This is a genomic window from Ferrimonas senticii DSM 18821 (genome assembly GCF_000422665.1).
Classification (GTDB): domain Bacteria; phylum Pseudomonadota; class Gammaproteobacteria; order Enterobacterales; family Shewanellaceae; genus Ferrimonas; species Ferrimonas senticii.
Genome location: NZ_AUGM01000019.1, coordinates 15,884 through 28,429, shown reverse-complemented (window position 1 = coordinate 28,429; position 12,546 = coordinate 15,884). Strand labels below are relative to the sequence as shown.

General features: G+C 53.0%; 11 protein-coding genes and 1 riboswitch. Of the genes, 4 read left to right on the top strand and 7 right to left on the bottom strand.

Annotated elements, in window-relative coordinates; genetic code table 11:
- Positions 1–10: 10 nt before the first annotated feature.
- Positions 11–655 carry an outer membrane protein OmpW gene (gene ompW, locus G506_RS0110900; RefSeq protein ID WP_028116886.1) on the bottom strand — a complete coding sequence of 215 codons (645 nt, stop codon included), beginning with the start codon at positions 653–655 and terminating at the stop codon, positions 11–13.
- Between the two features lie 231 nt (positions 656–886).
- Between ompW and G506_RS0110895 the strand changes: the two genes are divergently transcribed.
- The gene (locus tag G506_RS0110895) at positions 887–1,780 is read left to right on the top strand and encodes an aldo/keto reductase (RefSeq protein WP_028116885.1); all 894 of its coding nucleotides are present in this window, start codon (positions 887–889) and stop codon (positions 1,778–1,780) included.
- 710 nt (positions 1,781–2,490) lie between these two features.
- On the top strand, positions 2,491–3,924 hold the full coding sequence (locus G506_RS0110880; protein WP_028116883.1) for a disulfide bond formation protein B: 1,434 nt from the start codon (positions 2,491–2,493) through the stop codon (positions 3,922–3,924).
- Positions 3,925–4,020: 96 nt separating this feature from the next.
- Here the strand turns inward: G506_RS0110880 and G506_RS0110875 are convergent, their stop codons facing one another.
- Together G506_RS0110875 and G506_RS20945 are read right to left on the bottom strand one after the other, a co-directional pair.
- A complete protein-coding gene (locus G506_RS0110875) occupies positions 4,021–4,431 on the bottom strand; it encodes a YbaY family lipoprotein (RefSeq protein WP_028116882.1) in 411 nt (136 codons plus the stop codon).
- 163 nt (positions 4,432–4,594) lie between these two features.
- On the bottom strand, positions 4,595–4,747 hold the full coding sequence (locus G506_RS20945) for a hypothetical protein (protein ID WP_156904877.1): 153 nt from the start codon (positions 4,745–4,747) through the stop codon (positions 4,595–4,597).
- Positions 4,748–5,100: 353 nt separating this feature from the next.
- On the opposite strand from G506_RS20945, the gene G506_RS0110860 reads away from it, so the two are divergent.
- Complete coding sequence (locus G506_RS0110860) at positions 5,101–6,033, top strand: DUF1295 domain-containing protein (protein ID WP_240473414.1); 933 nt, start codon at positions 5,101–5,103, stop codon at positions 6,031–6,033.
- A 58-nt stretch (positions 6,034–6,091) separates the two neighbouring features.
- Here the strand turns inward: G506_RS0110860 and G506_RS0110855 are convergent, their stop codons facing one another.
- The 3 genes from G506_RS0110855 to G506_RS0110845 form a co-directional block, all read right to left on the bottom strand.
- Complete coding sequence (locus G506_RS0110855; protein ID WP_028116880.1) at positions 6,092–7,462, bottom strand: alanine/glycine:cation symporter family protein; 1,371 nt, start codon at positions 7,460–7,462, stop codon at positions 6,092–6,094.
- 247 nt (positions 7,463–7,709) lie between these two features.
- Positions 7,710–7,811, bottom strand: a riboswitch (glycine riboswitch).
- Between the two features lie 217 nt (positions 7,812–8,028).
- On the bottom strand, positions 8,029–8,886 hold the full coding sequence (gene tesB, locus G506_RS0110850) for an acyl-CoA thioesterase II (RefSeq protein ID WP_028116879.1): 858 nt from the start codon (positions 8,884–8,886) through the stop codon (positions 8,029–8,031).
- Positions 8,887–9,120: 234 nt separating this feature from the next.
- Positions 9,121–10,029, bottom strand: coding sequence for an SDR family NAD(P)-dependent oxidoreductase (locus G506_RS0110845; RefSeq protein WP_028116878.1), 909 nt, complete (start codon positions 10,027–10,029; stop codon positions 9,121–9,123).
- A 218-nt stretch (positions 10,030–10,247) separates the two neighbouring features.
- Between G506_RS0110845 and G506_RS0110840 the strand changes: the two genes are divergently transcribed.
- The gene (locus G506_RS0110840; RefSeq protein WP_035387265.1) at positions 10,248–11,138 is read left to right on the top strand and encodes a 1,4-dihydroxy-2-naphthoate polyprenyltransferase; all 891 of its coding nucleotides are present in this window, start codon (positions 10,248–10,250) and stop codon (positions 11,136–11,138) included.
- A gap of 317 nt (positions 11,139–11,455) precedes the next feature.
- Here the strand turns inward: G506_RS0110840 and G506_RS0110835 are convergent, their stop codons facing one another.
- Positions 11,456–12,415, bottom strand: a complete 960-nt coding sequence (locus tag G506_RS0110835; RefSeq protein WP_156904876.1) for a DMT family transporter — start codon at positions 12,413–12,415, stop codon at positions 11,456–11,458.
- Positions 12,416–12,546: the final 131 nt, after the last annotated feature.

Genomic DNA, 12,546 nt, shown 5'->3' with positions numbered 1-12,546 from the left:
CTGAACGCGCTTAGAACTTGTAGCCAACCGACAGCATGTAGACCCAAGGGTCGATGTCGGTATTAATGCTATAACTGGTTGTAACGCCCATGTCTGTAGCATCGAAGTTCACGTCGGTACCGATATCCAGATACCAGACCGAGGCGTTCAACAACCAGTTTTGATTCAGTTGGTAATCAACCCCAACCTGCGCCGCCACCCCAAAGCTGCTATCCAAATCTAAGTTGGATAAACCAACACCTTTAGCAGTGGAATTAAACTCTTCATCAAAGAAGATGGTGGCATTCAAACCAGCACCCACGTAAGGACGCAGCGGACCCACATCAAAGTAGTATTGCAGCATTACCGTTGGTGGCAGGTGGGTTACCTCAGCAATTTTTCCTACTCCAGCTAACGACACATCGTGTTGAAATGGGGTGGCAGCCAGCAGTTCAACACCGAAGTTATCGGTCACCATATAGGTAAAATTCAGCCCAAGTTGAGTATTGTCATCGATCGAGAACTCGCCCGCTCCTAATACATCATCCGAACTCTCATTCGGTGCTACCACCGCTGCGCCAGCGCGGAAGATCACATCGCCAGCTTTGTGGGCCAAGGCCGGTGCTGCTACCACGCAGGATACTAGGGCCGCCACTAGGGTTACTTTCCGCATCATCTCACTCCTTTTAAATCACCAGTTGCGAAAATCCTTACTCAACAGGCTACCCTTTGCACTGAAGCTTTTTTTGATCCTGAACAACTTTTAGTCAGATGTTAAATTTCAGCTGAATCAATGAGATCTTCATCAAAGTAGTCATGCATACGTATGCATAACGTCACTGCTGGCGTGGCAAGGCATGGCCGTTTTAAGCTGCCGTCACAGACCGTAGAGACAACAGGAAATACGATGGAACGGGTTAACCTTAAAGGATTAGAACTGTCGCGCTACGTCGCTGGCTACTGGCGCATTTTGGACTGGGGTAAGACCCCACAACAGTTGCTGCACTACCTAGAGAGTCATCTCGAATTTGGCATCAGCAGCTGCGATCACGCCGACATCTATGGTGACTATCAGTGTGAACAGCATTTTGGTGATGCGCTTAAACTCAAGCCCAGCATCCGCGAGCAGATCGAGATCGTCACCAAAACCGGGATCTGTCTGCCGGGGCGCAAGGGCTACGATCTGCAGCACTACAACACCAGCGCCGGCCACATCATCAACCAAGTAGAGCAATCACTAACGAACTTCGGCACCGATCGGATAGATCTGCTGCTTATCCACCGCCCCGATCCACTGATGAATGCCGATGAGGTAGCACAAGCCTTCAGCCAGCTTAAGCAAGCGGGCAAAGTGCTTCACTTTGGGGTATCGAACTTCAGCAATGACCAATTCAAACTGCTGCAATCGCGACTAGAACAACCATTGGTGACCAATCAGTTGGAGATCTCGCCGCTGCAGATGGCTAGCCTTCACGATGGCACTTTGGATTTTCTGCAGCAGCAACAAGTACCGCCGATGGCGTGGTCATGCCTAGGGGGTGGCCGCCTGTTCAGCCCTGAAGATCCACAAGCCCGGCGGATCCGTGCTGAGCTGCAGGCGATCGCCACCGAGATTGGCGCCAGCAGCATCGATCAAGTGCTATACGCGTGGCTTTTGGCTCTGCCAAGCAAACCATTACCCGTGCTGGGAACTGGCAAAGTGGAACGGATCCAAACTGCCGTTGCTGCCAAAGATCTGGTGATCACCCGCGAACATTGGTTCCGAATTTGGACCGCAGCCACTGGCCACAAGGTGCCGTAACGCCACTAAAATCAGCTTCGGTTCAGACTTTTCCGCTAACCATTAAAATCGCTGCTAGGCAATGAATTTTCTTCAGCGCCAAGCCGCGATTTTGTATCCAATTGCGCACAACGCGCAGCATACCCACAAAGTGGTAACTTTTTTCACCATCAACCCCTATCGTGTGCGAGTTCGATTCCAGTTAAGGCCGATAAGGTGCGCCTTAACTCGCTTTGCCAAAAAACCTCGAATCGAAACAAAAATACGTTTTTTCATACACTTGGATGCACTGCATTTTCAGAAAAAATAAAGGCAGGTTCGCGTTTTAGTTAAATACACAAGCGACCGCAAACTCTGGCAACAACGCCAACCCAATCCCCACCAAACTGCGATTTAACTCGCAAATTCATTTAATTCACTCCGGTAACTTCGCCGTCAATTCACTGATGAAGGCGATTCACAAGTCGTTCTTCATTGAACCTTAACCCGAGCAGACCGGCCTGTTGTCACATCCCTAGGTGCAATTGACCCGATGCCGATACCGGAGAGATAACGTGGAGTTCTTACTATTTTGCGTCATCTTCGCAACCGCTTACTTGGTTGCATTCAAACCTGAAAAACAGCAGCTGGCACACAAGCTGTTGGCCGTCAGCATCCTAATGAGCTTGTTCATCTGGCTAGTAGCCACTTGGACCATGATTGTGCCGCCTGGCAACTTGTAAGAGGCGAACATGAACGAAACCGTACTAAACCGAATTGTTTCCCTAGCGGCGCTGGCACTGATCGCCTTCCCGGTAGGTATCGCCTGTATCATTCTGGGCTTCGGCATGGGCGACACCCCATGCGTACTGTGTTGGCAAGAGCGCACCGCCATGGTGCTGGTATCGCTGATCTCCCTGTTCATCATGCGCTACGGCCTGAAGCCAAAGTACATCGGTGCCCTGATCCTAACCGCGATGTACGGCCTATACGCCGGCTTCCGCCACAGCGCTCCGCACATGCTGCGTGACATCGGTCAAGGCTTCGGTCCAGCGATCTTTGGCGTACACACCTACGTGTGGGTAATGGTTATCTTCATCATCGTTCTGCTGTTTGCTGGCGCGATGCTGATGCTGCAAGGCGACAAACTGCGCGACAAGACCGTAGCATGGGGCCCGCTGAACAAGGCCACCATCAACACCTTCCTGGTGATCATCGGCTTCAACATCGTGCAAGCGTTCACTCAAACTGGCCCATTCCCATTCATTGGCCAGAGCGATCCAGTACGCATGAGCTTCAACCCAGAAACCATCATCTGGTCTACCTCTAAGTGGCCAGCATTCGATAAAGGTTCTGTGCGTGGTGCTTACAGCATTGCTAAGCCAGACTTTGCTGAAATGACTGCCGACAGCAACACCAAAGTAGCGACCGACGCGACTGTGGCTGCGACCGACAGCATCAAGCTGCCTGCACAAATTGAAGGCGTTGCCACCGGTATCAGCTACAACCCGAACTCGCAACTGTTCGCAGTAGTAACCAGCGACAACTGGGTATACTTCCTAGACAAGTCTCTGCAAAACGTACTGGCACAAGTACGCATCGACGCGGCGTTCTCGGTTGAGATCTCCAACCTGGCCGGTGTGGCATTCGATGGCGACAACAGCGTTATCCTGTCTGCTGATCACAAGAGCTTCGCTCGCGTAGCTTACGATCCACAGGCTAAAGTTGCTGATTACTACGCTAACTTCATCGACGGCACCGACGGCGTGAAAGAGTTCAAGCGCGGTCGCTTCGAGACCGTACGTGCTAAGTACAACTACGTTGGCGACATCGCTTACGATGCAGCAACCAACGAGTACCTGATGGTGACCCTGCCAGTGGACGTACGTAACAACCTGGTGGTATCCCGTCTGAGCGCTAAAGACTTCAAACTGAACAGCGAAGCGGTTATCGCCATCGATTCAGCTAAGCTGCCTCAGGTAACTGGCGTAGTAGCGACCGACAACGGCATGCTGCTGCTGAGCCACTCTGGTGAACAGCTGCTGACCGTAACCAACAACCAAGTGGTTAACGCGGTAAACCTGACTGGCACCACCAACCCACAAGCAATGACTGTGGTTGATGGCAAGCTGGCGGTAATCAACGGCGAAGCGGGCAACAACAGCGTAGCGTTCGCGGCACTGTAATCGCCCACTAAATAGTTAATAACGACCCTACAACGACAAAGCCGAACTCACTGAGTTCGGCTTTTTTATTGCGGTCAATTTATCGCACTAACCACGTTAACGTGGCGCTGGTGCTTTTACCTCAACCAACGCATTGGTAACGCCGTTATTCAGCACCCGCACAAACGGGTCACGGGTTTGCAGCAGCGGCTGCGCCAAACCATCAACATTCACCGCAGCCCAGACGACATAATCGGCGTTGTCGTCATACTTCTCTTTCGGGGTCGAGAGGAAGAACGGCACCGGCAGTTTGGCGGCGGAAAACTCGGTTTGCATCAAAATGGTGCCACGCTTGTTGGCATCCACCACCGCCACCACAATCCGGCTATTGTCCGGCAATAACGTCTTTTCTTTAAAGGCGATAACGCCACTGACCTGAGCATACTCCACCTGCTCAACATCCGGCGTATCGGTGACACACCCAGCCAATGGCAGCAATAAACCGACAGCAACAAGCAAACGCCGCATCGAAAGTTCCTTGGTTCTACGAGAAGATTAGCGGTCATCTTATACCAATCTGCACCGCTGCCAGCGGCATTTATCTTCGATTGCTAAAACAACCAGCGCACTAAGCCGATGCTTGTGTGCGCTGTTCGATTAACCAAAGTGGCTCAAGCAGCCACGCAAACCACTACATCAGGACATAAGCCCAACCGGGAACGCCAAACAGCAGCGACCACACCACCACGGTGGTTGAGACCGCGCCCAGTACCACCAGAATTGCAGGATAGCTCAACAGGACACCAGCTGCAGTCATCGCTAAATAACGCTTTAACGAAGTCATAGTTGCTCCTTAAATAACCTAGACCCCATTTAATCCTAGCACCACAAAAAGCGATTAATATCAGCAAGATACATCATTCATGAGTAAGCCTTAAAAGCCGCCTATCGGTGCTGAACAATTACCCATCAGCCATTTAAAATTTACAACTAAGGCAACGATTTCTCGGACGCTGCAAGCAACGACACAGTTATTTAACTTCAGTAACAAATGTTTTTTAGCGGCTGCCAAAAGCCGAACTTCAACCGCTTAAATGGCACGAATCACCGCTTCTATGGCGATTACGCCAATTACTTTTCGATCTCGCTATCGGCACACTAAGCGGTCATCTAGGCCGACACTCAGGGAACACAGGGATGCAACGGCTAATTAAGTACATCAAACCAGCGCTGCCATTTTTACTCGGCTTGGCGGTGTTACTCAGTAGCAGTCAATTTTTTCAGCTTAGCCTTGCCAATGGCTTAGCTCAGCTGCTGCTGTTTGCCTTGGTGGTGTGTATACCTACTTGGAAAACCGGCCGGATGTCTTATGTCGATATCGGCTGGCCGCTTGGGGTTGCGCTGATTGGGCTGCTGACGTGGTTCTACAGCGATGGTTACTGGCTGCGCAGCGCCATTGTCAGTGCGGTTTATCTGTTTATTGGGCTACGAATGGGCGTGGCGGCACTGGCACTGCTGCGCCATGGCCATTTAGATAAAGAGTTACCGCGTTATCAATATCAACGGCGTCGCTGGCAAAAGGCCAACATCAGCAATACCGCGGCAATGATGCAGATTGAAGCCTTAGTCCAAGGGCTTGCCAATGCGTCGTTCTTAGCGTTACCGGCATTGATTATTGCCAGCAACCCAGCCACCAGTTTCTCAGTGTTTGAAGTTATCGGTCTGGCGTTGTGGCTCGCCGCGTTTGTAATGGAAAGTGTCGCCGATTACCAAAAGAAGGCCTTTCTCACCAAGATGCGCCAACAGGGGATGCGCCACCAAGTTTGTAGCGTCGGCTTATGGCGCTTTAGTCGTCATCCAAACTACTTTGCCGAATGGATGGTGTGGAACGGCCTAGTTATCGCCGCCCTACCATCGTGGTTAGCGCTCTACTCAACGGCAGATTCGTTGTTGCTGTGGGTGCTGTTGGGTGCGGGTCTGCTCTTTACTTCAAAGATCATGTACACCACCTTGGTGTACTACTCTGGCGCGGTACCGGCTGAATACTACTCGGTTCAGAAACGGCCGGGGTATCTGGCCTATCAGCAGCAAACCAATCGTTTCTTTCCCGGGCCAGTTAAATCGCAGTGATCACAAACAAAACAGGGCGCTGCCATTGGCAACGCCCCGTTAAGGTTCTAAGTCTAAATTAGGCTTCTACCGCCTCTGTCCCATGCTTTGGTTTAACCGCCAATCCAGCAAAGTAAGCACGGGTGTCACTGATAATCTCTTTGCGCAGCAGCAACAGCGCAATCAAGTTTGGCACCGCCATCAAACCGTTAACCACATCCGCCAGTAGCCAGATCAGGTTCAACTGCAGCAAACCACCCACCGCCACCAGACAAACGAAGATCACTCGGTACGGCAGACGACCTTTTTCCCCAGCCAAGAACAGCACCGCACGTTCGCCGTAGTAACACCAGCCTAAGATGGTGGTAAAGGCAAAGAACAGCAGCGCGATGGTGATGATCTTGGCGCCTAAGAGTTGCGACAAACCGTTGCTCATCGCCTCAGAAGTCATCGCTGCACCAGCGGCATCGCTTTGCCACGCGCCGGTGATCACCAGTGCCAAACCGGTCAAGGTACAGATGATCAGCGTATCCAAGAACGGGCCGGTCATCGACACTAAGCCTTGCTCGACTGGCGACTTGGTCTTAGCCGCAGCGGCCGCCATCGGCGCACTACCCAATCCCGCTTCGTTAGAGAACACCCCACGGGCGATACCAAACTGAATCGCCATCATCACCGTGGCACCGGCAAAACCACCGCCAGCGGCGACCGGATTAAAGGCACTTTCAATAATTAGGCTTACCGCCGCCGGCACCGCCTCGAGGTTCGCCAGCAACAGGGCGCTACACACCAACACGTAACCAATTGCCATCAGTGGCACCAGCGCGGTCGCCACCTTGGCGATGCGCTTAATGCCGCCCAGTACCACCGCCGCGACCAGCAGGGTCAGCACCACCATGGTCACTTCACGGGGTACGCTCAAGGCGATGTTGGCGCCATCAACAATGGCGTTCACCTGCGGGAAAGTCCCGATCCCAAAGAACGCCACCAGCAGGGTAAATACTGCAAATACCTTCGCCAGCCACATCTTGCCGATGCCGTCGGCGATGTAGTACATCGGCCCACCCACTTGTTCGCCACGGCTATCAGTGCGGCGGTATTTCACCGCCAACATGCACTCAGCGTACTTGGTGGCCATCCCAAACAGACCCGCCAGCCACATCCAAAACAGTGCCCCAGGGCCACCCAATTTTACCGCAGTGGCAACACCAACGATGTTACCGGTACCGATGGTCGCCGCCAGCGCGGTACACAGCGCCGAGAAACGGGAGACATCACCGGCACTGCTGTCGGCGCGAAACATCAGTTTGAGCGCGAACGGCAACTTGCGCAGCTGCATAAAGCCCAGTTGGGTGGTGAAATAGATACCGGTACCGACCAGCAGCACTAACAGCGGCGGTCCCCAAACCCAAGACGATAGGGTCGACAGTACAGATTCAATCGCAGACATTTGTTTTTCCTCAAATACATCAAAATTTTTGAGGAGAAACCACGACGGACCGAGTGCGTTTACCGAACAACGACGACAAACACACCCGCATTACGGGTGCAGGGGGATAGATCATACCAATCGGCTACTGAGTGTCGGGCGCGCACCTGCATGTCGTCATTTCATTGCCAGTGGCGGCAACGACGCGGCGAAGCGCGGTGGCTAATCTCGCGATAGCGGCACCAATGCTCAGTGTAATCAGTAAAAAACTCTACTCTCTGTCCTTTTGCCTGAGCGTTTCACGCGGCCACGATTGGCTACGCTTGCGCCTTCGGCGTCCAAGTCAATGGAACTCTCCAGAGGCTCGTCCAGTACCAGTCCTCATCAGCAAACGCTGACACCTGAAAGATTTACTTCTTCGGTGGGTGCCCTATCGGTTTTCATTAGAAAATCGATAATCGACCGCTCTCCTGGTTACCTTCATCCGAGGTATAGCTGGGATTTGTGCCAGCTATCTATTTACGATATCAAACAAAAAAAGCGGCTGTCAGTAGCCGCTTATTGATCTTAATCACACTTTGTTAAAGTCATTTGCGCTTACGCAACAACCCCTCTTGCACCGCACTGGCGACTAACTGGCCATCACGGTTAAAGATCTGCCCGCGCACCAAGCCGCGGGCATTACTGGTGGATGGGCTATCGATACTGAACAACAGCCAGTCGTCAAATTTGACTGGGCGATGGAACCACATTGAGTGATCGATGGTTGCCGCCTTGACTTCGCCAGATAGCCACTCAATGCCGTGCGGCTTTAACGCGGTGGTTAAGAAGTTAAAATCCGAAGCGTAGGAGAGCAAAAACTGATGCAGCGATTGGTCATCGGCCAAGGCGCCATTGGCGCGCATCCAGATATTGCGAGTCGGACTGCGGTCGGTCAGACGCTGGGTTTTGCTTTCCGCTACGCGGATCTCGATCGCTTGTTTTTTCAAGTACTGATCACGCACCGATTGCGGCAGCAGATCGCCCATTTTAGCGGCCAATTCCAGCTCTGACGGAAACGCTTCTGGCGCTTCCACCTGCGGCATCGCTATTTGATGCTCAAGGCCGGGCTCTTCAGCCTGGAACGAGGCGGTCATAAAAAAGATCGGTCTTCCGTGCTGAATCGCGCTAACTCGTCTTGCACTGAAGCTGCCACCATCACGCAGGGTTTCCACATCGTAGATCACCGGCAAGCTCAGATCACCGGCGCGCAAAAAGTAGGAATGATAGGAGTGCACCATCCGGCCAGCCGGCACGGTACGCTGGGCCGCCGCCAACGCCTGACCTAACACTTGGCCACCAAACAGGTGACCAAAGCCCAGATCTTGGCTTTCACCGCGGTATAAGCCATCGTCCAACTGCTCTAAGGTGAGCAGGCTAACCAAATTGTCCAATACGGCTGACATAGCGCTCTCTCGATGACGAAAATCAGTCGATTACACTACTGCGGCGCACAGCAAAATGCCAGTTTTGAAACTTATACCAATTCACTTAAGTAAATGGTCTACCTAGTGCGAAGGAGAAATCGTCTCAATCAAGGCACTCAACGCCGCTGCTAGTGGCTCTACCAGTAAGTTGAGTAACGCAGAGTGAGATGATTTAAACCAGCAATAGTGATCAGATATTTAGGTGAATTGGTATTACCCTGCTTGCTTAATCATCAATTGCTTTAGAATATGACCCATGCGCTGCTTAAAGCTTTTATAAACCTGATTTTTCGGTTGATGCATCAAGCCTTGAATGGCGTTGGCCACGACCTGCGGTCGCAGGTTGACCAGATCGGGCATCACCCCTTCGCTCTCCATCGACTCGATTAACGAATAGTGGCCACCTCCAGCAGAGATCGTAACCCCGTTCGGAGCGCTTTCAGCAAGCAGCCACAGCACCGCTGGTACAACTAGGTCAGCGGTAAACAGTTCATACTCAAATGGCCAATCCAGCTGCGACGTCAACCGCGAATAGTTGGCCGGCGCGATGATATTGATGTTGATATTACTGTCGCTAAGCGCCACTGCAAGGCAGCGAGCGTAGCCCATATTGGCAGACATCGACGCGGCAAAACCCATCAGCCGAGGATCGCCATACAACGGACTTAAGCCGCCGGTCACCACAATCCGGCCCGCATCCGCCGTGCGCATCAACGGTAGGACGTGCTCAATCATCGCCACCGTAGCAACGTGATTAACATCCAACTGGCGCAGATGTTTGGCGTTTCCTTCATCCTCTGCCGATTGCAACAGCATCAGCCCGGCATTGCAGATCAAACCGTCAATTCGGCCATGCTGCTGGTACACCTCATCGAGCACATCAGCAATCCGCTGCTGTTGGGTCACATCGACACAATAAGCCGACATGCGATAGCCCATGTCCTCAATGGTCTCTCGCAGATCATCCAGATAACTGCTGTCGACGCCATGGCCGTCGATATCACAACCATTATCGATGGCCACAATATGCGCCCCGCGCGATGCCAGCGCCAAACTGTAAGCGCGACCAAGTCCTCGACCAGCACCGGTAATCACGATCACTTGACCATCAAAATTGAACATCCTGTCCCCGTTTCAACTTGTTAACAATGTTATTAAATAGTTAACCCCACATCGAGCAAATAGGCTTAATCATTGACCCAAATCAAGCGTGGAATTTTTTGCTTACAAAGCCCGCGCCTGAATCACAGTCAACCGTCACCGTGTGATGCCGATCAGTGCCGCTGTGCGTACACTTTCGATACAATAGGCAATGATTGAATCCAAAAAAGTGATCCACCATGAATTTAAACCCATGGGTGCTGGCCATTCGTCCACGTACCCTGCCAGCGGCCATTGGCCCGCTGCTGCTTGGTAACGTTTTAGCCTACGTTGATGGCACCTTTAGCCTGCTGTTGGCGTTTAGCTCGATGCTCTGCGGTGTGCTGCTGCAGATCGGCGTAAATCTGGCTAACGACTATTTTGACTTTAAAAGTGGCGTCGATACTGAAGAACGTTTGGGTCCGGTACGGGTGACTCAGTCCGGACTGATCCGCCCTCGTTCGGTGCGTAACGCGATGATCCTGTCGCTGGTGTTAGCGGTGGCGGTAGGCATGCACCTGATCTTCGTTGGTGGCCCGATTGTCGCGGCGCTGGCAGTGTTCGCGGTGCTCGGCGCGCTGTGCTATTCCGGCGGCCCTTACCCACTGGCCTCCCACGGCCTTGGTGAAGTGGCGGCGTTTGTGTTTTTTGGCTTGGTGGCGGTGGTCGGCAGCTACTTCACTCAAACCCACACCAGCACCATCAATGTTTGGTTGTTAGCCTCCACCATGGGGCTGCTTAATGCCGCGATTATGCTGGTGAACAACACCCGCGATATCGGCACCGACACCAAAGCTGGTAAACGCACCTTGGCGGTTCGTATCGGCCAAGAGCGCTCGCGACTGCTGTACAGCACCTTGCTGGCACTGCCTTATCTGACCTTGAGCTTAATGTTCTTACTAGGACAACTGCCGGGGCTGGCGCTGCTATTGGGCTTTGCTTCGGTACCAATGGCGCGGATCCTCGCTCGCGAATTTCGCCGCAGCGAAGGCGCAGCGCTAAACCCACTACTGGGGCGCACCGCCAAATTGACCTTGGTTTACAGCCTGCTGCTATCCTTGGGGCTACCACTAGCAAGCTTGCTAGGGTAAACAACCAACAACAAAAAACGGCCCGACAGTCTGACTGTCGGGCCGTTTTTATAGGGCGTGTTGACGTTTGGTGTTCAGAATTTGGTCGAGGATAGCGGCTGTCAATCGAGGATTGCGATTGAAGGCATAGTGGCTCTACGTCGAAATCGTATGACGAAGAGTGACAGCCGCTAGTCCGACCCTGCAAGGCGCCCCTCAGTGATCTCTGAGCAGCAAAATTAACTGACCATTAGCAATGTGCTGTCAAAAACAACCAACAATAGGCGCAAAAATATACAGCAAAGGTCAACACGCCCTAGGTATTCACCAAGGTGCGATTAAATCTGGCATTGGGCCTTATCAACTTGGCGGGCCTTCTGTCTGGCTTCGGCGCGATTGGCGATAACAATCCCTGAGATGATCAGCAAGCCACAGATCCCATGCAGCAAGGTAATCGGCTCGCCCAAGGTGAGGGTCGCCACAATCCCGGAGAACAGTGGCAGGGTGAAATAGATAAGCCCCGCATTGGCAGCACCAATATAAGTAACCGCTCGGTTCCACAGATAAAAGCCAACCACCGAGGCACCGATGCCGATGTACAACACCCCACCAACTACCGATAGGCTCCAATCGGTGTGGTATCCCAGCGCCAATTCAACCCCGTAGAACGGCAACAACAGCACCGTACCCGAAGCGCAGAACAGGAACAGAAACGGCAATGGAGTTAACACCGCCGGTTTGCGTTTCAGCATCATCGAGTAGATGGCAAACAGCAACGACGCCAACAGCGCCCACAGCTCGCCTACCCCAAATTGCATGCTCGCCAACCGTTGCCAATCGCCGCCGGTTAACAGCGCCAACACCCCAGCGATGGTGATGCCGATGCCCGCCAGCCGCAGCCAAGAGACCGGCTCGCGCTCAACAAACAGCGACAAAATCAGCATAAACACCGGCGCCGAGATCGCCAGCAGCGACAGGTTAAAGGCTTCGGTAAAATGGGCGGCGTAGTACATCATCAAGTTGTACAAGGTCACCCCCAGCAGGCCGCTGATGGTGATAAAACGCCAATGCGGCAGCAGCTGACGTCGCTGTTGCCAGCAGTAACGCCATGCCAGCGGGATCAACACCACCGACGCCACCAACCAGCGCCAAAACGCCAGTGCCGCCGGCGGCATCGCATCGGCCACCCCACGGGCGATAACAAAGTTCAGTGACCAGGCGATAACCGCGCCCAGTGCCAGCAGCGCCCCTAAGCGTGCAGAGGATTGTTGTTGCATAGTGCCCTTACGAACAGACACCCGCAGCGCACCAATGCCACAGTGGCATAAGCGTCATCGGGAGTAGCAAATATGAAGAGTTGAGTAGATCAGGCCAGCCGTCGGAATCGACCGCTGAGCGCGGCGCGCATTATCGCCATCTGCGCTGCAAG